At 57.1% G+C, this 24,139-nt stretch carries 30 protein-coding genes, 1 pseudogene and 1 riboswitch; of the genes and pseudogenes, 6 read left to right on the top strand and 25 right to left on the bottom strand.

The genetic code is table 11. From position 1 onward, the window contains the following. Nucleotides 1-43: 43 nt before the first annotated feature. On the bottom strand, nt 44-847 hold the full coding sequence (locus tag ETR37_RS11690; protein WP_060788377.1) for a metallophosphoesterase: 804 nt from the start codon (nt 845-847) through the stop codon (nt 44-46). Between the two features lie 11 nt (nt 848-858). Then, a complete protein-coding gene (locus tag ETR37_RS11685; RefSeq protein ID WP_033004836.1) occupies nt 859-1,251 on the bottom strand; it encodes a hypothetical protein in 393 nt (130 codons plus the stop codon). Nucleotides 1,252-1,358: 107 nt separating this feature from the next. On the opposite strand from ETR37_RS11685, the gene ETR37_RS11680 reads away from it, so the two are divergent. The 3 genes from ETR37_RS11680 to ETR37_RS11670 are packed head-to-tail and all read left to right on the top strand — an operon-like array spanning nt 1,359 to nt 2,449. Beyond that, nucleotides 1,359-1,589 carry a spore coat associated protein CotJA gene (locus tag ETR37_RS11680; protein ID WP_012820740.1) on the top strand — a complete coding sequence of 77 codons (231 nt, stop codon included), beginning with the start codon at nt 1,359-1,361 and terminating at the stop codon, nt 1,587-1,589. Beyond that, entirely contained in the window at nt 1,586-1,846 is a 261-nt protein-coding gene (locus ETR37_RS11675) for a spore coat protein CotJB (protein WP_012820739.1), read from the top strand. The genes ETR37_RS11680 and ETR37_RS11675 overlap by 4 nt, the downstream gene beginning before the upstream one ends. A 33-nt stretch (nt 1,847-1,879) precedes the next feature. Then, on the top strand, nt 1,880-2,449 hold the full coding sequence (locus tag ETR37_RS11670; RefSeq protein ID WP_020754065.1) for a manganese catalase family protein: 570 nt from the start codon (nt 1,880-1,882) through the stop codon (nt 2,447-2,449). A gap of 28 nt (nt 2,450-2,477) precedes the next feature. On the opposite strand, the gene ETR37_RS11665 is transcribed toward ETR37_RS11670, so the two are convergent. From ETR37_RS11665 to ETR37_RS11645, 5 genes are all read right to left on the bottom strand, one after another. After that, the gene (locus ETR37_RS11665) at nt 2,478-2,924 is read right to left on the bottom strand and encodes a YpbF family protein (RefSeq protein ID WP_020754064.1); all 447 of its coding nucleotides are present in this window, start codon (nt 2,922-2,924) and stop codon (nt 2,478-2,480) included. A 109-nt stretch (nt 2,925-3,033) separates the two neighbouring features. After that, a complete protein-coding gene (locus ETR37_RS11660; protein ID WP_033004833.1) occupies nt 3,034-3,540 on the bottom strand; it encodes a LysM peptidoglycan-binding domain-containing protein in 507 nt (168 codons plus the stop codon). Between the two features lie 4 nt (nt 3,541-3,544). Further along, nucleotides 3,545-4,132 (bottom strand): CPBP family intramembrane glutamic endopeptidase, encoded by a 588-nt coding sequence (locus tag ETR37_RS11655; RefSeq protein WP_060788378.1) that lies wholly within the window; start codon nt 4,130-4,132, stop codon nt 3,545-3,547. Beyond that, nucleotides 4,116-5,639 carry a RecQ family ATP-dependent DNA helicase gene (locus ETR37_RS11650; RefSeq protein ID WP_060788379.1) on the bottom strand — a complete coding sequence of 508 codons (1,524 nt, stop codon included), beginning with the start codon at nt 5,637-5,639 and terminating at the stop codon, nt 4,116-4,118. The genes ETR37_RS11655 and ETR37_RS11650 overlap by 17 nt, the downstream gene beginning before the upstream one ends. Beyond that, nucleotides 5,627-6,673, bottom strand: coding sequence for a YpbB family protein (locus ETR37_RS11645; protein ID WP_129447296.1), 1,047 nt, complete (start codon nt 6,671-6,673; stop codon nt 5,627-5,629). Before ETR37_RS11645 ends, ETR37_RS11650 begins: the two co-directional genes overlap by 13 nt. Before the next feature lie 233 nt (nt 6,674-6,906). On the opposite strand from ETR37_RS11645, the gene ETR37_RS11640 reads away from it, so the two are divergent. From ETR37_RS11640 to serA, 3 genes are all read left to right on the top strand, one after another. Beyond that, the gene (locus tag ETR37_RS11640) at nt 6,907-7,155 is read left to right on the top strand and encodes a ferredoxin (RefSeq protein ID WP_008879661.1); all 249 of its coding nucleotides are present in this window, start codon (nt 6,907-6,909) and stop codon (nt 7,153-7,155) included. Between the two features lie 176 nt (nt 7,156-7,331). Continuing rightward, nucleotides 7,332-7,835, top strand: a complete 504-nt coding sequence (locus ETR37_RS11635; RefSeq protein WP_020754674.1) for an inorganic diphosphatase — start codon at nt 7,332-7,334, stop codon at nt 7,833-7,835. 221 nt (nt 7,836-8,056) lie between these two features. After that, entirely contained in the window at nt 8,057-9,631 is a 1,575-nt protein-coding gene (serA, locus tag ETR37_RS11630) for a phosphoglycerate dehydrogenase (RefSeq protein ID WP_060788830.1), read from the top strand. Between the two features lie 128 nt (nt 9,632-9,759). On the opposite strand, the gene ETR37_RS11625 is transcribed toward serA, so the two are convergent. From ETR37_RS11625 to ETR37_RS11545, 18 genes and pseudogenes are all read right to left on the bottom strand, one after another. Next, entirely contained in the window at nt 9,760-10,572 is an 813-nt protein-coding gene (locus tag ETR37_RS11625) for a histidinol-phosphatase (RefSeq protein WP_020754670.1), read from the bottom strand. Between the two features lie 273 nt (nt 10,573-10,845). Beyond that, nucleotides 10,846-11,946: a GerMN domain-containing protein gene (locus tag ETR37_RS11620; protein WP_129447295.1), complete on the bottom strand. Its 1,101-nt coding sequence runs from the start codon at nt 11,944-11,946 to the stop codon at nt 10,846-10,848. Next, on the bottom strand, nt 11,924-12,466 hold the full coding sequence (gene sigX / locus ETR37_RS11615; protein ID WP_033005303.1) for an RNA polymerase sigma factor SigX: 543 nt from the start codon (nt 12,464-12,466) through the stop codon (nt 11,924-11,926). Before sigX ends, ETR37_RS11620 begins: the two co-directional genes overlap by 23 nt. A gap of 128 nt (nt 12,467-12,594) precedes the next feature. Next, nucleotides 12,595-13,311 (bottom strand): AIR synthase related protein, encoded by a 717-nt coding sequence (locus ETR37_RS11610; protein WP_060788832.1) that lies wholly within the window; start codon nt 13,309-13,311, stop codon nt 12,595-12,597. Continuing rightward, entirely contained in the window at nt 13,304-13,786 is a 483-nt protein-coding gene (locus ETR37_RS11605) for an ECF transporter S component (RefSeq protein ID WP_081132544.1), read from the bottom strand. Before ETR37_RS11605 ends, ETR37_RS11610 begins: the two co-directional genes overlap by 8 nt. Then, nucleotides 13,783-14,361 carry a cob(I)yrinic acid a,c-diamide adenosyltransferase gene (locus tag ETR37_RS11600; RefSeq protein WP_129447294.1) on the bottom strand — a complete coding sequence of 193 codons (579 nt, stop codon included), beginning with the start codon at nt 14,359-14,361 and terminating at the stop codon, nt 13,783-13,785. Before ETR37_RS11600 ends, ETR37_RS11605 begins: the two co-directional genes overlap by 4 nt. 14 nt (nt 14,362-14,375) lie before the next feature. After that, complete coding sequence (locus ETR37_RS11595; RefSeq protein ID WP_060788833.1) at nt 14,376-14,792, bottom strand: bifunctional adenosylcobinamide kinase/adenosylcobinamide-phosphate guanylyltransferase; 417 nt, start codon at nt 14,790-14,792, stop codon at nt 14,376-14,378. Then, nucleotides 14,726-15,376, bottom strand: a complete 651-nt coding sequence (locus tag ETR37_RS11590) for a histidine phosphatase family protein (RefSeq protein ID WP_081212529.1) — start codon at nt 15,374-15,376, stop codon at nt 14,726-14,728. Before ETR37_RS11590 ends, ETR37_RS11595 begins: the two co-directional genes overlap by 67 nt. Next, the gene (locus ETR37_RS11585; protein ID WP_129447293.1) at nt 15,334-16,119 is read right to left on the bottom strand and encodes an adenosylcobinamide-GDP ribazoletransferase; all 786 of its coding nucleotides are present in this window, start codon (nt 16,117-16,119) and stop codon (nt 15,334-15,336) included. Before ETR37_RS11585 ends, ETR37_RS11590 begins: the two co-directional genes overlap by 43 nt. Further along, nucleotides 16,116-16,664: a bifunctional adenosylcobinamide kinase/adenosylcobinamide-phosphate guanylyltransferase gene (locus tag ETR37_RS11580; RefSeq protein WP_081132540.1), complete on the bottom strand. Its 549-nt coding sequence runs from the start codon at nt 16,662-16,664 to the stop codon at nt 16,116-16,118. Before ETR37_RS11580 ends, ETR37_RS11585 begins: the two co-directional genes overlap by 4 nt. Next, the gene (gene cobD / locus ETR37_RS11575) at nt 16,661-17,731 is read right to left on the bottom strand and encodes a threonine-phosphate decarboxylase CobD (protein ID WP_081132539.1); all 1,071 of its coding nucleotides are present in this window, start codon (nt 17,729-17,731) and stop codon (nt 16,661-16,663) included. The genes ETR37_RS11580 and cobD overlap by 4 nt, the downstream gene beginning before the upstream one ends. After that, nucleotides 17,688-18,659 carry an adenosylcobinamide-phosphate synthase CbiB gene (gene cbiB, locus ETR37_RS11570; RefSeq protein ID WP_020754603.1) on the bottom strand — a complete coding sequence of 324 codons (972 nt, stop codon included), beginning with the start codon at nt 18,657-18,659 and terminating at the stop codon, nt 17,688-17,690. The genes cobD and cbiB overlap by 44 nt, the downstream gene beginning before the upstream one ends. Further along, complete coding sequence (locus ETR37_RS11565; protein ID WP_020754604.1) at nt 18,656-20,128, bottom strand: adenosylcobinamide amidohydrolase; 1,473 nt, start codon at nt 20,126-20,128, stop codon at nt 18,656-18,658. The genes cbiB and ETR37_RS11565 overlap by 4 nt, the downstream gene beginning before the upstream one ends. Beyond that, complete coding sequence (locus ETR37_RS11560) at nt 20,125-21,159, bottom strand: FecCD family ABC transporter permease (RefSeq protein ID WP_190300170.1); 1,035 nt, start codon at nt 21,157-21,159, stop codon at nt 20,125-20,127. Before ETR37_RS11560 ends, ETR37_RS11565 begins: the two co-directional genes overlap by 4 nt. Beyond that, complete coding sequence (locus tag ETR37_RS11555) at nt 21,146-22,102, bottom strand: ABC transporter substrate-binding protein (protein WP_020754606.1); 957 nt, start codon at nt 22,100-22,102, stop codon at nt 21,146-21,148. The genes ETR37_RS11560 and ETR37_RS11555 overlap by 14 nt, the downstream gene beginning before the upstream one ends. Before the next feature lie 141 nt (nt 22,103-22,243). Then, a riboswitch (cobalamin riboswitch) is annotated at nt 22,244-22,442 on the bottom strand. Nucleotides 22,443-22,621: 179 nt separating this feature from the next. Next, nucleotides 22,622-23,236: a PH domain-containing protein gene (locus ETR37_RS11550; RefSeq protein ID WP_033005264.1), complete on the bottom strand. Its 615-nt coding sequence runs from the start codon at nt 23,234-23,236 to the stop codon at nt 22,622-22,624. 245 nt (nt 23,237-23,481) lie between these two features. Continuing rightward, the gene (locus ETR37_RS20805; RefSeq protein ID WP_483299678.1) at nt 23,482-23,592 is read right to left on the bottom strand and encodes a DUF7916 family protein; all 111 of its coding nucleotides are present in this window, start codon (nt 23,590-23,592) and stop codon (nt 23,482-23,484) included. An 18-nt stretch (nt 23,593-23,610) separates the two neighbouring features. Next, a pseudogene (locus tag ETR37_RS11545) lies at nt 23,611-24,139 on the bottom strand (PTS transporter subunit EIIC); the annotation flags it as partial.

Genomic DNA, 24,139 nt, shown 5'->3' with positions numbered 1-24,139 from the left:
ATGACGCAATCGGCAATTGGTTCGTTTGTTGTTATTAATGAGTTTACATCGTTTTCCCCGTTTTAGACAAGCATTTTTTCTCGAGTGTCGGTTTTCCGGGCACAATCGTGATGAGATGAGTCTCTGCCGGCGCTCCGAGGCGAAGCGGCACCCCGGTCGTCCCGTAGCCGTTACTCGTCAACACCGCCGTGCTGCCCTGCCATTTGAGCCCTCCTTTTTCATAAAACCCAATGGAAAAGAAGCGAATTTGTCCTCCATGCGTATGGCCGCTCAGCACGAGTGAAATGTGCTGCTCCTCTCTTAGGCGAGCGACGATCGCCGGATTATGGCAGGCTAATATACGAAATGATTGAGGCGGAACGTGTTCAAGCGCCCGATCGATATCCGCCTCCTTCCGGCTTACGTCGCCGACGCCGATGAGCGCGACCGGCACACCGCCGTGCTCCCATACTTTCGCTTTGTTTTTGAGCATATGGACGCGCTCTTCCTCGAGCAATGATTGAAGATCGTAGTCGACCTCGTCATCATTGTTTCCCCAGACAAAATAAACGGGAGCGACCGCTTGCAACCGGCGCACATTTTCGCGGACGCGCGCTTCCGGCACCCCTTTTTCAACTAAGTCCCCGCCAATCACGACGAGGTGAGCCTTTCTCCTCACTTCCTCAAGCATGCGAAACGAAACGACCCGCCGATGAATATCAGAAATAAAAAAAATTGTAAGCGGCGGGCAATGGTCGGGAAAATGAGGAAATGACAGCGTCACATGACGAACCCGGTTGCTGTGCGCTTCTTTCCACATATAACCAAGCAAAACAAGAAAACTCGTGATCATTCCCCCGATGACCATACTTCCTCCTGCTAAAGCCGGTCATCTTTCGTCAACCGGCGGTCTCTCATCGTCATCATACCATAAAAAAAGGAAAAAACGAAAAAAAGCGCCGCCAACCGCCAATGAAACCGAAACGCCCAATAAAAATGGCCGAGCGCCGCCAAGCTGAACAACCATTGGCCTAAGCGGAGCCGCCGGCCGGACAACAGGCGCACCGTCCCGCCGACTACCGCGCGGATGAGCGCCCCGTTGGCAGCCGCCCCGAACCAAAAGCAAACGAGCGCAAGCCATGTCCGCAGTGGGGCAAACAGCAAATCGGTCAAAAATCGCTCCAGCGAGAACGGCTCAAGCGGCGGCAGCCAGCGAAAAAACAAATACGTGCACAAAATAGCGGCCATGGCGGTCATCGATAGACGGCCCATGGTTTCCTCCTTAACCCGATCCTCATTATTCGTCATGGCAAACAGGCATGAACGACATGGCTCCATCATACATATAGACTGAACTTTGCCAAAAAAGGGGGGGTTTTATGTTTACGACCCGCAAACAATATGAGCCGTACATCAGCCCGTTTGACCCGTGCCCGCCGATCCGTGTCAAAACGTACGTCACCGCGCCGAACTTGTACGTCGGATTCCAGCCGCCAAACTTGCCGCAATTTCCGCTTCGCGAAGCATTAATGAAAGGAACGCTTTGGCAAGTGTTTTACGACCCGTATTACAGCCCTTACGAAACGAAGACAAAAGGTGATGGCTCATGAAACAAATGCCAAAGGAGTATTATGAGCAGCTCGAGGAGCTGCAGGCTGTCGACTTTGCCCTCGTTGAGCTCACGCTTTATTTAGACACCCATCCAACCGATTACCAGGCGATTCAACAATTTAACCAACTCGCGCAAAAGCGGAAGCAGCTGAAAAAACAGTTTGAAGCCGCCTACGGCCCGCTTGAGCAGTTCGGCCATAGCTATTCGAACTACCCGTGGAATTGGGACGACACGCCGTGGCCTTGGCAAGTGTAGCTGATCCATCACGAGCGCAAGGAGGAACGGATCATGTGGATTTATGAAAAAAAATTGCAGTACCCGGTCCGCGTCAGCACGTGCAACCCGAGGCTGGCAAAATATTTGATCGAACAGTACGGCGGAGCGGACGGGGAGCTCGCTGCTGCGCTCCGTTACTTAAACCAACGTTATACGCTGCCCCCGAAAGTGATCGGGCTGCTTAACGACATCGGCACCGAAGAACTCGCTCATTTGGAAATGATCGCGACAATGGTGTACAAACTGACGAAAGACGCGACACCGGAGCAGCTGAAAGAAGCCGGCCTTGAGCCTCATTACGTCGATCATGAGCGCGCCCTCTTTTACCATAACGCCGCCGGCAACCCGTTTACGGCGACGTATATTCAAGCAAAAGGCGACCCTATCACCGACTTGTACGAAGACATCGCCGCTGAAGAGAAAGCGCGCGCCACCTACCAATGGATCATCAACATGAGCGACGATCCGGATTTAAACGATGGGCTCCGCTTTTTGCGCGAGCGGGAAATCATCCATGCGCAACGATTCCGCGAAGCAGTGGAAATTTTGAAAGAAGAGCGCAGCCAGAAAAAAATATTCTAAACAAAACACAGCTGGATGGACCCTCCATTCAGCTGTTTTCATAATATAGGTTGATGTCGTACTCCCGCTTCAGCCATTCAAACAGCCGGTGGCGCCCATTCCATTGTTCTTCATTTTTCCATAAATCGATGCTTTTCTGGATAATTTCGCAGCGGAGGGCATGAAAGTCGTCTTCCGCCTTTTCACTTTTTCCTTTATAATAAACAGCCAGCCAATACACCGTGCATAACAGGAGCAAGATGAAAATGTGGGCCGGGGCGGCAAAAAACCAGGCGAATCGTTCGCTCCACGCCGTGATCGCTGCAGCGTTGGCAATGATATAAAGAAGGAACGCGGCCAAGCCGGCCAACGCGGCCGCCTGCAAAAGCGTCGACCGCTTTTCAAGCCGCTCCCATTTTTTCTTTTTTTCAATGACGGCAAGCAACATTTCTTTTGTCACTTCATCGAGGGAAAATTCATCCGGAAACCGGGTCATGGCGCTCTCCCCTTGTCCGTATTCTATTGTCCATCATATGCGGGCAACAGACAGATTAGAACAAAGGGGAACGCGCGCGGCCATTTTTTCGGCCGGCGGGCGCAACCGCTTATTCCGTCTGAGCGGGGAGTGGAATGCGCAGCGTTTGCCCCGGCTCGAGCCGGCTCGTTGACAAGCCGTTTTCTTTTTTGATGATCTCCATGGCGGTAGGCGTGCCGTAATATTTCATCGCAATGCTATAAAGCGTTTCGTTCGCCGCCACCACATGGGTGATGGTCTGCGCGTCGGATTCGCTTTTTGCCTCGTCACCCGCGGCGCGCTTCGGCTCTGATGTTCGTTCCGCCTTCGCGCCATCTTCTTGAATAATGCGCACCGTCTCCCGGCTGCCGCTTTCCTCATGGCGGACGACTGTGACCGTTCCAGGCTTTGACTGGGCATAGTAAACAGCCGTCACCGCAGCCGGCAGCGTGAAAAACAAAAACGCGAGCAAACGGGCGGGAATGTATTTTCGTTTTTGCTCCTCTTTTTGCCGCCGCCGTTTTAGGCGCGATGGCGGCGCCCCCGTGCTTGACGGTGGACGTTTTTTCCGCGCCAGGCGCCCCGATGCTTCTTCCATCGCTTCACTCCCTTTCTTCCTCTGCCCCCCGTTTGAGCCGCACATGTAAAGCAAGCACAAAATCGATCAAAAAGTGAGCGGTGATGGCGGCCCATAAGCTGTCAGTCTGTTCGTAAAGGACGCCGAGAAAGAGACTGAGCAGCACGACGACCATAAACAAAAACCATTTTTCCAAATAACGGACGTGCAGCACGGCAAAAATGGCGCTTGCCGCCCAGAGCCCCCAATGCGTCTGCACAATGCCGCGAAACAGCCATTCTTCTGTCACCGCGATGAATGCGCATAAAAAAAAGAGATGCGGAATCGAGCGGCCGCGGAATATTTTTTCATTGACGCCGCCGTCATCATGCCAGTCGTCCGGCAAATAGCGCATCGCCAAAAACTCGGCAGCGAGCACGAACGCCGCCCCGCCGGCTCCGTACACGAGCACATCGCGCAACTCAAACTGCCAAAGCCGACGCCACTCCTCCCGAGCAAATAAAAACAGCGAGCTGCCGCCGGCCAAAAGCAGCAGCAACCCTTGCGTAATATAAAGATGGATGAGCACTTCGCGGTCTGTCATCTGTTTGATTTGTTCACTTTGCCGCCTCATCGTGCCGCCTCCCGCCGAAAAACATATGCCATAGCTCCTCGCGCCAAGGCCGGACGGGCGCCGCCTCGGGACGGCGGCCGTCCGTCATGAAACGGTCCGTCTCCAGGCCGCAGTTGTCGCAGCAAGCATCCGGTTTGTCCGATAGCTCCTCCCCGAACGCGCGGACAATCGCCGCGCGCCGGCATGAAAAGGCGTGCACCCATTCCTCCATTTCGCGCAATTTTTTCCGCTTCCAACGCCGCCGCGCCTCGATGGCAGCGGCCATCCGTTCATACAGCCGCTCCTTCGCCGCGGCCGTCAGCTGTTCGGGCGCCGCTGTTTGTCCCCATTCTAAAAAGTACGCCAACAGCCGTTTTTGTATGTCCGTAAATCCGCCGGCATCAACCGCAGCGCGCCATCCGCCACGGACGGCGTCTTCCGGCAGCCGCCGGCACCACTCGCGGAGCGCAGCCGAGTCGGGAAGCTCCGCTTCGGCGACCGCCTGGGCGATCGCCCGGTCGCCGTCCGCGTAAAACAATACAGCAAGGCTTGGCGCCCCGTCACGCCCGGCGCGCCCGATTTCCTGCACATACGCCTCAAGCTGGGCCGGCATATGAAAGTGAAGCACAAAACGGACGTTTCCTTTGTCCACCCCCATGCCGAACGCGCTTGTGCAACAAACAATGTCGAGCTCGTCATATAAAAACTGTTGCTGCACAAGCAGCCGTTGTTCCCCATCCATGCCGGCGTGGTAATAGGCGACCCGCCCCGCCCCGTTTTGCGCCAGCCGGCGCGCCATTTCTTCAGCCCACTGCCGGCTTGAAAAGTACACGATCCCCGGTCCTCGGAGCCGTTTCGCGCATTCGGCCAAGCGCGCAGCTTTGTCCTCAACCGATAAGCAACGTTCCACCGCCAAGGCGATGTTCGGGCGGTCGACGGAATAAATATGGCGACGCGCCCGCTCCATCCCGAGCGTGCGGATGATGTCCTCCTGCACTTCCGGCGTAGCCGTCGCCGTCAGCGCCAGACACGGCGGCGAACCGAGCGCATGGCGGACCGCTCCGAGCTTCAAAAAGTCCGGGCGAAAATCATAACCCCACTGTGAAATGCAATGCGCCTCATCGACGACAAACAACGAAACACGCACGCGCCGGAGCGCCGCCAAAAACGTTTCAGATTGCAGCATTTCCGGTGAGGCATAAATAAAGCGAAAATCTGGAAGCGAGGTGAGGGCGTGCCATTTTTCTTCCGCATCAAGCAAACTATGGAACGCGACAACGCGCTTTTCACCGCGCCGGCGCAGCTGCTCGACTTGATCTTCCATTAAGGAGACGAGCGGCGAGACAATGAGCACGCTCCCCGGGAGGAAATACGCCGGCAGCTGATAGCAAAGCGATTTGCCGCTTCCAGTCGGCAGCATCGCCAGCACATCGCGCCCGCTGAGCACGTCTTCGATCACATCGCGCTGTCCGGGCCGAAACGACGCGTGCCCGAACCGCTCATGCAATGTTTTCGTTAATTCATCCAACGTCCCACTTCCTTTGCCAACACGAGCCGAATTTCAAAATAACTCGCTATTCCGCCAAGCGCCTCGCGAATACGCTTCAGCTTGCGCGTCCCGAGCGCCCGCGCCGCGGCCTGGATCGCCGCCGCCCTTTCGGCGGCGACAAACGGGGCGATCGAAAAATCGGGCACATTGGCGGCCAACTCGACGACATGATCCTCGATTGTACTTTTTTTCAAGCGCCGAAGGGCGGCGATTTCGTCGATCGTCTTTCCTTTTTGCAGCCATTCGTACGTTTTTTGCGCCGATTGCGTCAGCTGCACCGGCGCCAGCCCGGCCATCAGCTCGGCCATCACCGGGGCGCGCCCGGCTTCGGCTTCAGCCATCATATAATGAAGCGCGTTGCGAAACTGAAACTGCACATACAGCACATCTTTTTGCAGCCAAGCGGCAATTTGCTCCGCCGTCCAGCCGATGCGGCGGGCGCTTGTCAACCGGAGCACAAACACCGTCGCCGCTTCTTCAGAAACAGCCGCAAGCAGCCGGGTGAGCTCGTCATAAAGCGCCCGCGCCAACGTTTGGCGCGATCCCTTGCCCAGCAAATACTGCTTCACCCATAACAGCGTCCGCTCGTCGCGGCAAATGGGGATAAAACGCTGTCCATGGGAGAGGTTGGACAGCGTCTGCCCAATGAGCGACAGCCGCTGCCAAAAAAGCGGCTCGATCTCATGGTAGCGCCAGCCGTTCACATAGCGGGGGAACCATGCCGCCTGTTCATCGAGCCAATGCCGCCCTTTTTCCGTCAATATATATGTCCGGTCATGGACGGGCGCGGCCCGCTGCTTCCGAACGAGCACGAGAGCCGCCTCCTCCAATCGGTCCATCGTCACGTCTTTCCATGTGCCGAAAAACGGCGCAAGTTGAAACCATTTGCAGTCTTGCAGCGTCTGGGCTGATTTTTTTCCAGACAACAAATGGTACACCGCTGCCAGCGTCCGTTCACCGTTTAGGCGGCGCAAGCAGTGGGCAAGCAAAAACGAGGCGTAACCGTGCCGCATCTTTGATTCCTCCCCGCCTCTATTGTAACAAAAATCGCACAAGCCGTTTGCAATGAAAAAACGATTTTGGAACAAAAATAAACAAGGGGCATATGTGTAAAAATACAGGAGAACAATTTTTTAGTTGAAAAGCGGGGCGAACGGTCTTATTATAAAAGTGAAAAGTTCATTTCCGAGCAGGCAACACGGAGATGACCCGTCCGTTTCCAAAAAATTGGGGAGGTTCGATTTTTATGCCAAAGTATACGATTGTCGATAAAGAAACATGTATTGCCTGCGGAGCATGCGGCGCGGCAGCTCCGGACATTTACGATTATGACGAGGACGGCATTGCCTACGTCACGCTTGACGACAACCAAGGGATTGTCGAAGTGCCGGACATTTTAATCGACGATATGATGGATGCGTTTGAAGGCTGCCCGACCGAGTCGATCAAAGTCGCTGACGAGCCGTTTGACGGCGATCCAAATAAATTCGACTGAAATCTCCCCTCTTGCCGAATCGGCAAGAGGGTTTTTTGACGAAAGCGTGAAAAAATGCCATTTGACAAGTGGCGCGCCGCAAGGGAACATGCTACAATAAGATTGTCTTGCCCGCCCTGCGCGCCGGCGGGCGAGTTTTCATGCGTACATAACAACCAAAAAAGGAGGAACGGGTTGTGGCATTCGAAAATAAAATTGTCGAAGCGTTTATCGAAATTCCAACCGGCAGCCAAAACAAATACGAGTTCGACAAAGAGCGGGGCGTTTTCAAACTCGACCGCGTCTTGTACTCCCCGATGTTTTACCCGGCTGAGTACGGCTACTTGCAAAATACGTTGGCGCTCGATGGCGACCCGCTCGACATTTTGGTCATCACAACGAATCCGACATTCCCGGGCTGCGTCATCGATACACGCGTCATCGGCTTTTTGAACATGGTCGACAGCGGCGAGGAGGACGCCAAGCTCATCGGCGTGCCAGTCGAAGACCCGCGCTTTGATGAAGTCCGCTCGATTGAAGACCTGCCGCAGCACAAGCTGAAAGAAATCGCCCACTTCTTTGAACGGTACAAAGACTTGCAAGGCAAGCGGACGGAAATCGGCACATGGGAAGGGCCGGAAGCTGCGGCGAAATTGATCGATGAGTGCATCGCCCGCTACAACGAACAAAACAAAAAATAATCGCCTGAAGCGTTGTACATCCAACGCGAACCTCAGCTATTTCCGAACAATCCCGCCTATATCTTTGGATATGGGCGGTTTTCTTTTGGAAACACGAACATTCCCCAAAACAGAAAGCGTTGTCATTGGTATGACTTCTTCGCTTTCCATTGACAGAAAGCGCTTTGCTATGTTAAATTATCAGAAATTTAACATCTTCGAAACAGAAAGGGGCACCTGCTGTGGTTCGCGTACTCGTTTCCGACGCCATTAGCGAAGAAGGCTTGGCGCCGCTCCGCACATCGGCGCACATCGACATCGTTCAAAAAAACGTGAGCGAAGCGGAGGACGAATTGCACACGTTTGACGCCTTGCTTGTGCGCAGCGCAACGAAAGTGACGGAAGAACTGTTGGCGAAAATGCCGAAGCTGAAAATTGTCGGCCGCGCCGGGGTCGGCGTCGACAACATTGACGTCGACGCCGCGACGAAACGCGGCATCGTCGTCATTAACGCGCCGAACGGCAATACGATTTCCGCCGCAGAGCATACGTTTGCCATGATGGCTGCGCTCGTCCGCCGCATCCCGCAAGCGCACATTTCGGTCAAATCGCGGGAATGGAACCGCTCGGCGTTTGTCGGCAACGAGCTGTTCGGCAAGAAATTGGGCATCATCGGCTTCGGCCGCATCGGATCAGAAGTAGCAAAGCGGGCGCGGGCGTTCGGCATGACCGTGCACGTCTACGATCCGTTTTTGACGAAAGAGCGGGCGGAGAAGCTCGGCGTCTCCATCCATTCACTTGATGAGGTGCTGGCAGCCGCCGACATCATCACCGTTCATACACCGCTGACGAAAGAAACAAGAGGCTTGCTTGGCACGGAAAATTTGGCGAAGACGAAAAAAGGGGTATACTTAATCAACTGTGCTCGCGGCGGCATTATCGATGAGCAGGCGCTCATTCCGTTTTTGGAAAGCGGCCATGTCGCCGGCGTCGCCCTCGACGTCTTTGAACAGGAGCCGCCGGGCGACCACCCGCTGCTGGCGTTTGATAATGTCATCGTTACGCCGCATTTAGGGGCGTCGACCGTCGAAGCGCAACTGAACGTCGCCACCCAAGTCGCTGAAGAGCTGCTCCACTTTTTTGAAGGGCAACCGGTCACATCATCGATCAACCTGCCGGCGCTGTCGAAAGACGTCTATGAGAAAATTCAAGCATTCTATCATTTAGGCCGAAAGCTCGGTTTAATTGCTTCGCAGTTTATGAACATCCCGGTTCAAGAGTTGTCGGTCACCTACGCCGGCACGGTCGCCGATTTGGAAACGACGTACATCACTCGCAGCTTGCTTGCCGGCTTCCTGCGGCCGCGCGTCGCTTCCACCGTCAATGAGGTAAACGCCGCCATGGTCGCCAAAGAGCGCGGCATCACGTACGGCGAAAAATTCTCTGATGAGACGCACGGCTATGCAAACTGCATTTCGCTCACTGTCCATGGCGAGAACAAAACGTTTACGATCAAAGGAACGCACGTGCCGAACTACGGCGACCGCATCGTCCATTTTGACGGCGTCACGATCGATTTCGCGCCGGAAGGCCATCTCCTTTACATTCAGCACCACGACCGCCCGGGGATGATCGGGAAAGTCGGGAACGTGCTCGGGGCGCATAACGTCAACATCGCCACGATGCAAGTCGGCCGCCAAGAAGCGGGCGGAAAAGCCATGATGATCCTATCGCTCGACAAACCGGTCGATGACGCGGTATTACAAGCGCTGGCGCAAATTGACGATATTGAAACCGTCAAACGGCTCGAAGCGTAACGAAAACAAAACAAGCAGGGTTCCCAAACGGGAAGCCTGCTTTTTTCATCGTTGGCGGCGCAGCGCCTTGCAACAGGCGCTGTGGCTGCCTTCTGTGCATGGCGGCCTGTTTCCGCCGTCCATTCCGCTTAACCGAGCGGCACCGCTTTCCGCTCGCCTTTCGAGAACGTCATGAGTTCGGTATAGCCGACGCTGCGGGCAAGTTCGACCGCCTTGTCAAAGTCGGCGCCGACATCGCCCGGCACGTGCGCATCGGATGACAGCACGATCGGAATGCCTTTGTCGTAGCACATTTTCAACAGCCGCGGGTCGGGATACAGTTCGCCGACCGGCTTGCGCAGCCCGGCGGTGCTGATCTCAACGCATGTTTTCGAATTGGCGAGCGCTGTCGTCGCCCGGTCGTATTGCTCAAGCAAAAACTCTTCATCTTCCGGAACGTATTTAAAAATTTTCACCAAATCCAAATGGCCGATAATATCAAATAAGTTCGACTCGGCGAGCGTTACGACTTGATCGAAGTATTTGCGATATGTATCATACAAATCGCGCCGTTCCCATTCACGGCGGAACTCGACTAAGTCGATGCCGAAATCGTCGACCCAATGGATCGAACCGATGACATAGTCAAACTCGTACGAGCGGATAAACGCGGCCATTTCCTCATGTTTGCCGGGGGTGTAATCCATTTCAATCGACATTTTCACGTCGATTCCGGCATCCCACGCTTCATGGAACAGGCGGACATAGTCGGCCATATCGTAGCACCGGCGCGCCTCCACCCACGGGTTGGACAAAATGTTTTTCGTTTGGTAAAAATGGTACGCATGCTCGGAAATGCCAAAATGCTGAATGCCTTTTTTCGCAGCCTCATCAGTGAACTGGCGCAAATAATCGAGCGTCAGCGTCCCCCGCTCCAAATGGTTGTGATAATCAGTCAGCACAGTGTTTCTCCCCTCCTGCTGTTTTTTTCATTATAACGCATCACCGCAAGAAAGGACAACCATTTGGCGAATCGTCATCCAATCATCCGTTCGCGCCGACGAGAAACAACAGCCCGACGCATACCGCGACGCCGGCGACCGCCAAGAGCCGTGTCATGAGATCATCCATCTGCCACCCCTCCTTGCCTTCTTTGCGCCATATATGTCTTATGCCAACATCATCCCCGATAGAACAACAAAGTGAAGATCGTAACAAAACGACGCAAACGGCGGCTACCGGCCGGCCGCCATCAACAGAGCGTTCGGCCCGGCCGGCACGCGGATTCGCGTTCCAACCGGGTACGGGCCCAAGTTCGACAAACCGTCAGCCGCGAACGTCACCTCACGGAAGCCAAACTCTTTCGCTGTCAGCAGCACAGCCTCCGCCATGCGCGCCGCGTCCTCCGCACGCGGCTGAGCGGCCAGCTGAATCCGGACCGTCGCATGCCGCGCATCCATATCAGCCAGCTCCACTTTCACTCCCGGCGGAATGGCCGGCTCGAGCCCGCGGATCGTCGATGTTTTCATCTGCTTCAGCGCCTCCGGAAACGTGTGGGCGCTGACCGGCGCCGGGACGAGCACTGTATAGCCGAACGAAGCGCTGTTTTTATAATACATTCGCTGCCGCTCCTTGATTTTTGTCGCTTTTACCATTCCGAGCGCCGGCAACTCAAGCCCTTCCTTCTCTCCGGTGAAAAAGCGGAGGCGCCGCTCCCCCATTTGCCGCGCTGTTTCGACGAGAGCGTCGACAAACAGCTTCTGCTCTTTGCGGCTGGCCGAAAACACGCGGTGATGAGCCGGGACGTGCACCATCCATTCTCCCGTCCCCCCGGCGGCCGGCTGAATGACCACTCCATTAAACCAAGCGGACGCCGCCCGCAGCGGAGAGCGCCCAAGCACGCGCAGCGCTGCCGTGAACCGCTCTTCGGGGGCCAATCGGCCGCTGAGCGGAACCGCCACTGGCACCACACGGCCGTTTGCCTCATCAGGCAAGCCGACCACCATGACGCCGGCATCTTCCTGTGCCGGCGCCGCATCAGCGGCCATTATCGTCTCGACTTGGGGGGAAGCGCTCCCGGCTCGCAGCATTTTGACGGTCGAGGATCGCTGCTGCTGTTCCGCGCGCTCCGGAACGGCCGCATTCATCCCGACGGCAACAACTGCAAGAAAGAGGGCCATCGACGCCGCCGGAAGCCAGCGCCGTCTCCAGCGCATCTTGCGCTGGGCGCGCTGAAGCCGTTCGTAAACAGCCTCTTTTGTGCGCCGGTCTTTCACCAAGGGCAGCTGCTCAAGGTTATGTTCGATGCATCGCTCATTCCAGGGAAATTTTTTCATGCCGCCACTCCTCCCGTTCGGCCTCTTCCTCCATATATTGTTTCAGCGCCTTCAACGCGCGATGCTGCGTTGTTTTCACTTTGCTTTCCGTCCAGCCGAGCGCAGCCGCCGTTTCAGCAATCGACAGCGACTGGATGAACCGGAGGACGAGCACAAGCTGTTGGTCGACCGTGCAGCGCGCCAAGCAGCGGTACATGAGTTGAATTTCCTCGTTTTGAATCGCGATTTCCTCCGGCATCGGCTCGTCGGCGCCGAGCTGCTCCTCGCTCCACTCCGATGCCTTCACCCACTGGCGCCGTTTTTGCTTGCGAAAAAAATCGATCGCCACATGGCGCGCAATGGACAGCAGCCACGTCTTTTCACTGCATTGCCCTTTAAACCGTTTGTACGAACGCAGCACTTTCACATACACTTCTTGCACTAAATCTTCGGCATGCTCTCGATTTCGCACCATGTAAAACAAAAAATTAAACAAATCATCGTGATATTGTTCGTACAACTGTTCAAAAACGGGGTCCATCGTGTCTCTCCCCCTATTCGTTTCCATGGACCAAAGCCGAACCATTCCGTTATCTTCATGATAACGGGTTCCATACAAAAAGGGAACCATTTTTTTGGACGAAAAAGGAAGACGGCCGAGCGAACCGGCTATCGCTCGGCAAAGAGCGGAAAAAAGAGGCGGCCGGCTTGCTTCCGCAATGCGCCCTCTGCCGCCCGGTCATAGCTGATCAAAAACGACGTCGCCGGGCCGCCAGAAGCAAAAAGCGGCAGCGGGCAGGCGCAAGCCCGCCCTTGGCGGCCGTTGGCGGCCAACAGCTGCATCCATTCGTAGTAAATGCCTTTGGAACCGATCGGAACGAGCTCATAAACAGACGGAGAGGCGAGAAGCTCAACAAACAGCGAAAGCGGCGCGACCCATTGAGGATGCGCCAGCACAGCCGGGCCGACGAGCGGGCGGCCGATGACGGCAAACTTCGCTCCCTCCGGCGTGACGCCGATCCGCTTCCGTTCGGCCGCCACCGTTCCGACCGCCATCACGCCAAGCGCTGACTGGACGGTGGAAAAATTCGATTCCGTGCTGCCGGTGACCGGAAGGCGAAGGGAAAGTTCATGGCACGCTCGTTCAATGCCGCGGCAAAGCGCTTCCCATCGGTCATCAGCCACGAAGTTTTGCAAGATGACGGCGCTCGCTTCCGCCCCGACGCTCAGCAGCTCCATCAAGGCGACGCGGGCGGCAAAATATGCGACCGTCTCCGCGGGAGCATATACCGCATCGCCCGGCTTCTCCCCGACCGCCGCCGAGCCGTCTGCGGCAATGGCGAGCTCTCTGCCGTCAGTCAATGGAAGGAAGAGCACATCACGCATGCGGCGCCCCCGCCTTCGTCATCAAACGGGCAGCCGCCGGGGCAACGGCCAGCGCGATCAACACGTTGGCCAAAGCGGCGGCGGAAAGCGGCGGAATGACGGCAAGGACAAACGGCCAGCCGAACGAAACCGCAAGCGGCAGCGGTGCTAACAACGCATTGCCGATGAAAAAGGCGGCGGCGCTGCCCATTTTCCATCCCCGCTGATGCAGCACGGCGAACAGCGCGCCAAGCCCGGCCATTTCCAATGCGACAAGCCAATGGAACGGGCCGAGCGGCCACCCGCCGACCACCGCCGAAATAAGGTGCCCCAGCCCTGCAACCGCCGCTCCGGCGCGCGGACCAAGGATGGCGGCGGCAACGAGCGCCGGAGCGCTGTCTAACGCGATGCTGCCGACAAACGTCGGCAGCTTGATGAACGACCCGGCGACCGAAAGCGCCAAACAAACAGCCATCCAAGCCAGGCGGCGGCTCATTGCTTCTCCTCCTTGTCGCGGAACACAATGGCGCTCCGCTCATATTCGACATCCTTCACCCCTAAGCGGGCGTTCACAACCCGGGCGGCAGCGAACAAATAGTCGGACAGGCGGTTCATATATTTCAGAACAACGTCGTTGATCGGCTCCGCTTTTTGCAACGAAACGATGCAGCGCTCCGCCCTTCTCGTCACCGTGCGCGCCAGATGAAGCGCGGCAGCCGCCTTCGACCCTCCCGGCAAAATAAACTTTTCAAGCGGCGGCGCCTCTTGGACATAGGCGTCAATGCGCTGCTCCAAAAAGGCGACCATCTCCTCGGTCGCTTTATACGGCAGCTTGCCGTTGACGATGGCCAAGTCGCCGCCGCAGTCAAACAGTTCATGCTGAATTTTTTGCAATTCGGCGCAAAGATCGTGAAACCGTTCATCGTCAGCGAGCAGGGCCAGCGCCCAGCCGATGAACGAGTTCGCCTCATCGATCGTCCCATACGCCTCGACGCGCAAATGATCTTTATCAACGCGCCCGCCGACTAAACTCGTTTTTCCTTGGTCTCCTGTTCGCGTATACAATTTCACTTTTCCTCTCCCCCTTATTTCAATCGTTCCGCCAGTCCGCACCAAATGCGGTCGACGCGGCAGCACAAGGAAGCTAGTCGCTGGTAGCACATTCCCACGGCGTCGCGCCAGCGCCGTTCTTGTGGATCAACCGGAACAACGCCTTGCGTCACATCGGTGCCAATCCAGACGACCGTGCGGCCGGCCGCTCCTTCCTCCCACTGCTTCCAAGCGCAGAAAAACCGCTCCCATTCCTCTGGGTCCGGAAGGCGGCGGATGGCGGCTTCGAGCCCATCCAAGACAACTGTTTTCGCCGTCTTGGCGCCATCCGGCCACCCGTATGAATCCTGATAGCCGTCATGCCATACGATATGAACACCGTCGCTTATTCCGTACCGTTCCCGCACCCATTTTCGCTTTCCTTGGAACGCACCGCCGACAACGAAATGCACCGTTCTCCCCCTTTCCAGCGCTCGATCGTCGATTCCAGCGTATACCCGCCGGCAAACGGCGCCTCCCATTCCCAAAACGGGCGAACGTCCGGCGCATATTGTTCAAGCACGAAACGGATCGGGCCGCTGTGGGTGACGATCGCCACATGGCGGGCGCCCATCCGCCCAGCGAACGCAATCGTCTCCGCCAGCGCTTGTTCGATGCGCGCTCGGAAGTCGGCATAACGCTCCCCGCCGGGCGGCGCCGCGGAAAACGGCGACGCAAGCCATTGGCGGTAGGCGGGCTCCGCTTCCAGCTCGGCAAACGTTTTTCCTTCCCAAGCGCCAAAGTGAAGTTCGCGCCAACGGCTCGTACACCAATCCGCCCTGCGGCCGTCAAACAGCAAGGCGGCCGTTTCTTGGCAGCGGCGCAGATCGCTTGCCACGAGACAATCAACCGGACATGGCCACTCGATCCGCAAGCCGCGCAGCCGGCGATGCTCCTCAGGCGAAAGCGGTGCGTCCGTCCAGCCGATATACGCTCGGCGTCTGTTTTGTTCCGTCATCCCATGGCGGATGAGTGTAACAGCCAAATGACGCCCCATAGCACCGTCTCTCCCCCTTCGATGAACGCCCCGAGCACATCGCCGCTCACGCCGCCAAACTGCTTTTCCGCCCACGGCTTTGCCGCGAGGGAACAAAGCGCCATCACCGCGGCCAGCACTGCAACCACCGCCAGCGGAACGCCCGCCGCCGGAAGAAGCAAAAGCACAAGGCATGTCAATCCCAGCGCCCATGCTGCATCGCGCCATGAACTATATTCGCGAAGCGCTGACGCCATTCCTGTCGGCTTCGCCAGCTTGCCGGCGGAAAGAAGCCAGACAGCCCCAGCTCTTGACAGCAGTGGAATGGCAATAAACAGGGTAGGGGAAATGCCCGCTTTGATCGCTTCATGCAAAAACAGCCAGCGGAACGATAACAAACAAACGAGCGACAACACGGCGAACGCGCCGACGCGCGAATCGGACATGATCTCTTGCCGCCGCTTGGCGTCCCGGTACGAAAAAAAGGCGTCACTCACATCCATAAAGCCGTCGGCGTGCAGCCCGCCGGCAAGCCAAATGCCAATCCAAAGAAGAAGGAGAGCCAAAAAAGAAGGCGGGCCGAACGAAAGCGCCGCACAGACGCCGTACACCAAGGCAGCCAGCGCCCCGAGCAGCGCTCCAGCCAACGGCATGGTGCGCACAAGCCAGCGGACATGTGGGGCATTCCATTCAATCGAACGCCGGACCGGAATGATCGTAAACAGCTGCAGCGCCAGCAGCCAGCCATTCCATGCCCGCTTCATTGCGGCCACTGTCCTTTCTTCACACGAAGAAGACCGCATTCCACCATAGCGGCGGCTTCTGCTTCCGCGACCAACTGTTGATGAAGCCAGCCGAGCGTTTTCATGTAGCGGAACGTGCCGAGGTCATCCGGCACGCCGCCAGAAAACAACTCATTGGACACAATGACAACAGCGCGGCACACCGCCGCCCACATCTGCACTTGGTCGAGCAAGCAACGGGCAGCGGCGAACGCTCCTTCCTCTGTTTTCCATTCATCTCCGGCAAATAACACATTCGCCCACCACATAGTCAAGCAGTCGAGAAGGACAACATCAGACGGACGAAGCGCCGCCAACAACTGATCAGGCGCTTCCCACACCACCCAAGACGCCGCCATCCTCATGCGTCGCTCTTGATGGCGGCGAATGCGCTCTTTCATTTCCGCATCGACGGCCCGGGCAGTGGCAACATAATGAAGCATCTCGCCAGCGGCCAGCCGGATGGCGCACACCTCTGCCGCTTCACTTTTGCCGCTGCGCACCGCGCCGCTCACAAACACGATCATCCATCCCACCTCGCAAGCGCCTCAAGCAGCCGGTCATTCTCCACCTGCGTTTTGACGGCGAGCCGGATGTAGCGGCCGTCAAGCCCCGGGAAATTCATCGTATGGCGCGGCACAACCCCTTCCTTCAACAAATGAAAAAACAGCTCCTCTGTCCGCCCTGAACGCGGACGCAACAAATAAAAGTTCACGACCGATGGCGAGACGGCATACCGGCCGGCCGGCAGCGACCGAAACACGCGCTCCCGCTCGGCGGCGATCCGTTCTTTCGTCCACTTGACAAACGATTCCATCGCCATGAAACGAAGCGCCAATTGTTGGGCGATGCCGTTTGTGCTCCATGGCGGCTGATGCGTTTTCAGCGAAGCGATCACCGCCTCGTCAGCAGCGACATAACCAAGGCGCGCGCCGGCCAGGTGATGGATTTTTGTCAACGATCGAAGCACAATGAGGCGCGGATAGCGTCCCAACCAGCGCATCGCCGTAAACCCGCCGCGCCAAAACGGATAAAATGCTTCATCGATGATTACATAGGTGCCAGCCGTGTGCGCCGCGTCCACCAGTGATCTCAATTCACCCTCCTCCATCACCGTCCCCGTCGGATTGTTCGGATGGCATAAAAAGATAATGTCTTGCTTGCCTGCCCAGGCAGTCGCTTCATCCAAGTCATAAGAAAAGCCCCGCGCTTCATCGGCCGCGAATCCCTCCACATCGCATCCATAAGCGAGACAGGCGCGCCGATACTCGGAAAACGTCGGCTCCAAGATGCCGACGCGCCGACCGGCAAATAGCGCGGCCAACAAATAAATCGCCTCCGCCGCCCCGTTCGTCATCAGCACTTGTCCGGGTCGAATCTGCTCCTGCTTGGCAACGAGCTCCCTGAGCGCCTTCGCTTCCGAATCCGGATACTCCCCGGCCCAGCGAATCCACTCCTCACCGCTCGGCCAAGCTGACGGCGGCAGCCGGTACGGATTCGTATTGACGCTGAAATCAATGTATTCGTCTGGAGGGGCCAATCCGCATTGCTCATACAACGCGCGCGGATTCGCCCCATGCGCCGGCCAACGCAACGATTATCCCCCCAATCCATAGCAATAATGTAAACACTAGCACCGTTCCAATCATGATGCGGACCGCTTGGCGAATGTGGGCGGCGCGAAGCGGGGCGGCCGGGTCACCGAGCGTCGGCCTCCTCGAGACCACGCCGCCGTATGTATTCGTTCCGCCGAGCTGCACCCCAAGCAGCCCGGCCATCGCCGCCTCAAGCCAGCCGCTGTTCGGGCTTGGGTGGCGGCGGGCATCGCGAAATAAGATCGACAGCGCCAAACGAAAGCGGCGGCCGCCAAAGACCAACACCATCACAAGCGCCGTCAGCCGCGCTGGAATGTAGTTGAGCGCATCGTCCAGCCGCGCGGCCGCCCAGCCAAATTCGCGATACTTCTCATTTTTGTAGCCAATCATGGAATCACACGTGTTCACCGCCCGGTACAATAACGCGAGCGGCGCACCGCCCAAGGCCGCATAAAAGAGCGGAGCGGTGATGCCGTCGCTCGTGTTTTCCGCCACCGTCTCCACGCAGGCGCGGGTGATGCCGGCTTCATCGAGCCGCTCGGTGTCGCGGCCGACGATCATGGACAGCGCGCGGCGCGCCGCAGGAAGATCGCCTGCTTCCAGCGGCCGGCGCACATCCTCAGCCGCCTCAGCGAGGCTTTTCGTCGCAATGGCGGTGAAAATGAGGGCCGCCTCGATCGCCACCCCTACGTATACGGACAGCGCGTAGCCCACATAAACGATGAACGCCGATATCCCGTAAACAGCGGCCAACACGACCGCCACGGCCGCCGCCCCTTTCGTCCGCCGCTTTGTTCCTTGATTCCAGCGGCGATCAAGCCACGCAATCATCATTCCCATCCCGCGCACCGGATGCGGCAGCCAGCGCGGATCGCCCACGAGGGCATCGAGAAACAGCGCCAACGTCAATGCGGCCAAATGGGTCATCGCCGTTTCCTCCGCTTCTCCCAGCGGCCAAGCGCCTCAACTGTTGCCTCATACACAAGCCGGCCGAGCGCCCGGCCAAGCTCCGTCGCCGTTCCGGCATAGGCAAAGACCTGCCCGGTTTGCGTCGCCGCCACAGCGAGCGAATCGGTCGACGTACCGGTGGCAAGCGTCCCGGTTTCCGGGTCGCAAACCGAACAGTCGGCGAGCGCTTTTGCCTTCGCTTCTGTCGCTGTCATCACCGCCTGGACAAACGCTGCTTCCGTCAGCACTCCGTCAATGACCACCACCATGTTGATCGTCCCCGGTCTTGCCGCTAGCGGCTGATGCTGCCACGCCCGAGCGGCATCGACGGCATTGCCGACGCCAGCGGTCGCCATGACCGCAACCGAAAACGCTTCCCCTTCTTTCTGAAGCCAAACAGCATCCCGGACATCAACCGCCGTCATCATGCCGACCGTTCGTTCCGGCGGAAACCCGTGCTGCTCCAAATAGCGGCGCATGTCTCCTTCCGCATCACTGCAATCGTAATCCAACCCGACTTGGCGGTTGACAAAATGGGTCGCCCATTGAAATCCGGCGCCGATCAATGCCGAGGACAGGACGCGAAGCGGCGCGGCCGCAGTAAGCACAGCGGCGTCATCAAGAAAGGAAAGCCGCAGCCCGCCGACCGGCGATTCCCCTTGCTTCTTGTTCGGCATGAACGAAAACATCGGCGTTGCCGACGCCGGATGGGCCAGACGCACAATCGGCGCGGCAAACACTTCCTCAAGCAACGCCGGCGTCATGACATCCGCAGGGGCGCCGAGCGCGGCTATTTTCCCTTTGTTCAGCACGAGCACCCGATCGCAATACAAGCTCGCCGCATTCATATCGTGGAAAACGGCGACGACCGTCAAGCCGCGGGCGTGCGCCGCTTCGGCGAGCCGGTCCAAAAGCCGGACTTGGCCGCTCACATCCATATGGTTCGTCGGCTCATCGAGCAAGAGCAGCTTGGGCTCTTGGGCGAGTGCGCGGGCCAAATAGGCGCGCTGCCGCTCGCCGCCGCTCAATCGTTCGAGCGGTTCATCGATTTTCCCCGTCAGGCCGACGGCCGCAAGCGCGTCTCGGAGGGCGGCTTCATCGTCCTCCGTCCACGTCGGAAAGAAGCCGCGCTGATGAGGATAGCGGCCGAGCGCCACCGTTTCCCTCACCGTATAGCCGGGCGCCGCCTCCGCTGTCTGCGGCAAGACGGCGGCCATCCGCGCCCATTGCTTCGCAGACAGCGCCGAGAGCTTTCGGCCATCGATGACGATCTCCCCGCTTGCCAGCGGCAGCTCTTTGCTGATGAGTTTGATCAAAGTCGTTTTCCCGCTGCCATTCGGCCCTAAGATGCCGAATATTTCGCCTTTTTCCACGGCAAACGTCACACGATCAAGCACTTGCTTTGGTCCATACCGATGCGATACGGCCCGCACCTCGAGCATCATCATCCCATCTTTCGCTTCATTTTTCGGAAAAACAAGACGGCAAATAGCGGGGCGCCGATCAGCGCGGTGATGACGCCGATCGGCAGTTCGCGCGGTTCGATGATCGTCCGCGCCGCCACATCGGCAAGCACAAGAAACGCACCGCCGTACAAGAGCGACAGCGGCAACAGCACCCGGTAGTTCGGCCCGCACACAAGCCGAACCATATGCGGAACGACAAGCCCGACAAAGCCGATCGTCCCTGACACCGACACCGCCGCGCCGGTGAGCAGCGCCGCTGCCGTCAAAATGATGACTTTTCGGCGCGTAACATCAACGCCGACATGAAGCGCCGCCTCCTCGCCAAAGGCAAACGCGTTCAACTCGCGGCTGTTGGCGATGAGCACTGCGGCCCCAACGAGAAAAAACGGCAGCAACAGCCCGCTGTATTTCCAGCCGCGCATCGCCACGCTCCCCATCAGCCATGAGATGATTTGCCGCAATTCTTCCCCGGTCAACGCGATCATGAGCGAAATGAACGCGCTGAAAAACGCGCCGAAGATAATGCCGGCTAAAATGATCGTCTCAACCGACATGCGCCGCTCCACAGCGCGAGTGAACGCCAAAACGGCGGCAAGCGTCGCCATGCCAAACAAGATGCTCACGACCGGCAGCGTAAACGTGCCAAAGAACGGCCATTGCCAGCCGAGAAAGATGACGAGCACCGCCCCGACCGACGCGCCGGACGAGACACCGAGCGTGTACGGATCGGCGAGCGCATTTTTTAACAGCCCTTGAAACGCGGACCCGGCCAGCGCCAATGACGCCCCGACCAAAAACGCAAGCACGACGCGCGGCAAGCGGATCGCCATCACGATCGGCACCCAATCAGCCGGAATGTGGCGAGGCAGCGCCGCTCCGAACCATTCAGCCGCCAAAATGCGGACAATAGAAGAAAAGGGAATCGACAGCGATCCTGTCGATATCCCTACGAGCAACGATAACACGGCCGCGGTGACGGCCAATATATACATCCACATTTTACTTGAACACATCCGGGTAAATGGCTTTGGCAAGTTCCTCGACCCCTTCGACAAGGCGCGGACCCGGTCGGCTTACTAAGTCGGTGTTGACGTCATACACCCGCTTGTTTTTCACCGCCGGCACGTCTTTCCAAGCGGCGCGCGCCAACACTTGCTTCGCTCCGCCGTATGTCGTGATGATGACATCCGGCTTATAGGCCACGGCTTTTTCTTCCGTCACCATCGGCCAGCCTTCCAAGCTGCCGGCGACGTTTTTCGCTGAAATCACTTGAAGCATCTCATCCATAAACGTCCCTTTGCCGGCCGTATACAGCTGCGGCGGCGGCGACACTTCAATCCAGACATTGGCCTGTTTGTCCGCCGGGATTTGTTTCGCTTTTTCTTTGATTTTCGCAAGCTTCTCTTTCATCTCATCAATCACTTGCTTCGCTTTGTCTGTCGTCCCGGTCGCTTTGCCGATCAAGTCGATGGACGCATATACATCGTCGAACGACTTCGCGTCATTGACGACAAGCACGGTAATGCCGGCGTCTTTCAATTGCTTGAGGCCATCGCGCGAGTTATGGGCGCTTGACGCGTGGGCCAAGACGAGATCCGGTTTGAGCGAAATGATTTTCTCGACATTAAACTCCATGCCGCCGATTTTCGTTTTCGTTTTGACGTCTTCCGGATAATTGTCAAAATCGCTGACGCCGACGATCTTATCGCCCAACCCCAACGCATAGGCGATTTCCGTATTGCTCGGGATGAGCGAGACGATTTTTTTCGGTTCCGCTTTGATCGTGACATCCTCGCCAAGCCCGTCTTTCACTGTCACTGGAAACGCCGCTTGTTCCGTTTTCGGCTCGTCTTTTTTCGCAGGCTCGGTGCTGCCATTCGCCCCGCCACAGCCGACGAGCACGGCGGCCAAAAGGAAGAACACCGCCACCACCGCCGGCCATGTCCAACGTTTCATCCGTCATTCCCCCTTCAGTGATGTATGTACAATAAAAAACGCCCATTCCGCCTAAATCTGGGAATGAGCGCGAAACAGACCGCCAATGGGCACAACAATGCCCTGTACGACTGTTTCCGCGTCTCACCCCCCGAAGATTCGGAAACTGCGGCAAGCAAGGCAGGTCTACTGGCTCATGCTTCATCCTACTCTGAAGCCTTCCCGTACGGAAAACAGCGCAAGCCATCTGTCCGTACAGTGGCGATTTCATTTCGTCCGCATTGACAGTTGCGGGGACAGCTCCGGATTCCCACCGGATTCCCTATTAAGCCGTTTCGGCACCTTGCTGCAAATGGATTCAGTTATGGGATATGGACATTTTTATATTAAAACAGCGTTTGCCGTTTGACAACTATTTTTATAGAAAACTGGCAGCCAGCTCTCCAAACCAGCGTTCCCAGCCAAGCGTCCGCCTAACCGCCATAGGAAAAGGCGCCCCGCCTTTATGCAAGACGCCTTTCTGACTGCCGGCTCCACTCGTCACTGTTGAATATATTTGTCAAACACAAAACCAAAATCTTTGACCGTATAGTTCTTTTTCGCTTCCGTCAGCCAGCGAAAAGCGTATTCATTCACGGCCTGAAAATCCGCCGACACATTGGCGCCGTCGCCGCGCATGTTGGCAAACACCTTGGCCGCCAGTTCCAAACTCCGCTCCGCATAGTTGAACTTCGTTTCGTTTTCATGGCAAATGTCCGCGATCGCCAGCAGCGATTTATACAAGTCTTTCAGTTCCTCGATATGCTTTTTATGCACATCGATCGAGTATGCGTGCGGGCCGATTTTAAATTTGATTTCCGCATCCAAATCGACCGTCCCGGCTGTTTCGAGCGACACGTCGGAAATCGGATGCTTATAGTAATCGTAGCGGCGCAGCGTCCGTTTTTTGCTCGCGGCGCTCGTGCCGTCCAGATGAATGAGCGCGCGGTTTGTGAAGCAATATTCATCGGATTTCGACTTGATGAGAAAATAGATTTTTTCTCCATCCTCGTGCATCACATAATCATCGGCATCCACTTTGTCGTAGTCTTTCGGCTGAATAACCGAGCCGATGTCGCTTAGCCCAAGCACATCGGCGGCGACTTTTCCAAACATGCTCATGTTCCTCCGGCTCCTTCCACGTTTTATCGGCGCCCACCTATTGGCGGATGAACGGCGTTTTGCCTTAACAAGGCGCCGTAATCTCATACCTTTCATCTATGTAATACGTCGAGATCGGAAAAACGTTTCATCGCCTCTAAAAATCAAAGACCCGACGCCTTTTATGACGGCGTCAGGCTTTACAAGCGACTACAGTTCCCCGCTTAGACGGGAGTCTTTGTTCGTGAGCCGCAAAAAGATCAGGTAAAATTCAACAACAGCAAATCCGCCCCAAACGCCGTGGCCAGTTCGGCGTTGGTGACCGCCGGATACAGCGGCGCAAATTCCCCGACGACTTCCGCGACGATCACCCTGCCTTCTGACGCTTGAATCGATTGTTTTAACACATGGTGCAATCCGACTGGAATGAGCAGCCGGTTGAGGAACCCGAAAATGCCGACGCCAACCGCCCCGGCGCCGACGATCCAATGGCCGACCGCGTTGATGCCATCTTGAATCGGCGGCCATACATAGCCAAAAATCAAGGCAAGCACGAGCATGACAAGCGATGTCACGATCGGCACAAACCGCCGGCCGCCGAAGAAGCCGAGCCAATCCGGCAGCTTGATATCATGATAACGGTTATATAAAAGCCCGGCGATCACCCCGGAGAGGATGCCGCCCAACACAGACATATTGATGTCCTTATCAATCGCGGCGGCCCCTTTTGTCAAGACAAAGTAACCGATCGCGCCGGCCAGAGCGGCGGCGCCGTTGCCATCTTTCGCAAAACCGATCGCCACGCCGATGGCGAAAATGAGCGCTAAATTGGAAAACACTGCATCGCCTGCGGCGGCGATAAACGGAATATTCAGTGAACTACCCCCACTTAATTTTCTAGCGAAAATTTGAAGTGGG

The sequence above is a fragment of the Geobacillus sp. PK12 genome, assembly GCF_004123125.1.
GTDB lineage: Bacteria > Bacillota > Bacilli > Bacillales > Anoxybacillaceae > Geobacillus > Geobacillus zalihae.
The sequence above is the reverse complement of the archived record's forward strand: the minus strand, read 5'-3'. Positions and strand labels throughout refer to the sequence as shown.

Bases quoted from the DNA above. Each gene is read 5' to 3' on its own strand.
- ETR37_RS11565 (WP_020754604.1), bottom strand. From the start codon at position 20,128: ATGATGATGCTCGAGGTGCGGGCCGTATCGCATCGGTATGGACCAAAG.
- ETR37_RS11555 (WP_020754606.1), bottom strand. From the start codon at position 22,102: ATGAAACGTTGGACATGGCCGGCGGTGGTGGCGGTGTTCTTCCTTTTG.
- ETR37_RS11680 (WP_012820740.1), top strand. From the start codon at position 1,359: ATGTTTACGACCCGCAAACAATATGAGCCGTACATCAGCCCGTTTGAC.
- ETR37_RS11685 (WP_033004836.1), bottom strand. From the start codon at position 1,251: ATGGGCCGTCTATCGATGACCGCCATGGCCGCTATTTTGTGCACGTAT.
- ETR37_RS11580 (WP_081132540.1), bottom strand. From the start codon at position 16,664: ATGATCGTGTTTGTGAGCGGCGCGGTGCGCAGCGGCAAAAGTGAAGCG.
- ETR37_RS11610 (WP_060788832.1), bottom strand. From the start codon at position 13,311: ATGCGTGATGTGCTCTTCCTTCCATTGACTGACGGCAGAGAGCTCGCC.
- ETR37_RS11665 (WP_020754064.1), bottom strand. From the start codon at position 2,924: ATGACCCGGTTTCCGGATGAATTTTCCCTCGATGAAGTGACAAAAGAA.
- ETR37_RS11675 (WP_012820739.1), top strand. From the start codon at position 1,586: ATGAAACAAATGCCAAAGGAGTATTATGAGCAGCTCGAGGAGCTGCAG.
- ETR37_RS11690 (WP_060788377.1), bottom strand. From the start codon at position 847: ATGGTCATCGGGGGAATGATCACGAGTTTTCTTGTTTTGCTTGGTTAT.
- ETR37_RS11620 (WP_129447295.1), bottom strand. From the start codon at position 11,946: ATGAAAAAATTTCCCTGGAATGAGCGATGCATCGAACATAACCTTGAG.
- ETR37_RS11670 (WP_020754065.1), top strand. From the start codon at position 1,880: ATGTGGATTTATGAAAAAAAATTGCAGTACCCGGTCCGCGTCAGCACG.
- ETR37_RS11585 (WP_129447293.1), bottom strand. From the start codon at position 16,119: ATGAAGCGGGCATGGAATGGCTGGCTGCTGGCGCTGCAGCTGTTTACG.
- ETR37_RS11560 (WP_190300170.1), bottom strand. From the start codon at position 21,159: ATGTGTTCAAGTAAAATGTGGATGTATATATTGGCCGTCACCGCGGCC.
- sigX (WP_033005303.1), bottom strand. From the start codon at position 12,466: ATGGACCCCGTTTTTGAACAGTTGTACGAACAATATCACGATGATTTG.
- ETR37_RS11645 (WP_129447296.1), bottom strand. From the start codon at position 6,673: ATGCGGCACGGTTACGCCTCGTTTTTGCTTGCCCACTGCTTGCGCCGC.
- ETR37_RS11640 (WP_008879661.1), top strand. From the start codon at position 6,907: ATGCCAAAGTATACGATTGTCGATAAAGAAACATGTATTGCCTGCGGA.
- ETR37_RS11605 (WP_081132544.1), bottom strand. From the start codon at position 13,786: ATGAGCCGCCGCCTGGCTTGGATGGCTGTTTGTTTGGCGCTTTCGGTC.
- ETR37_RS11590 (WP_081212529.1), bottom strand. From the start codon at position 15,376: ATGGGGCGTCATTTGGCTGTTACACTCATCCGCCATGGGATGACGGAA.
- ETR37_RS11655 (WP_060788378.1), bottom strand. From the start codon at position 4,132: ATGAGGCGGCAAAGTGAACAAATCAAACAGATGACAGACCGCGAAGTG.
- ETR37_RS11550 (WP_033005264.1), bottom strand. From the start codon at position 23,236: ATGTTTGGAAAAGTCGCCGCCGATGTGCTTGGGCTAAGCGACATCGGC.
- ETR37_RS11660 (WP_033004833.1), bottom strand. From the start codon at position 3,540: ATGGAAGAAGCATCGGGGCGCCTGGCGCGGAAAAAACGTCCACCGTCA.
- cbiB (WP_020754603.1), bottom strand. From the start codon at position 18,659: ATGACCCATTTGGCCGCATTGACGTTGGCGCTGTTTCTCGATGCCCTC.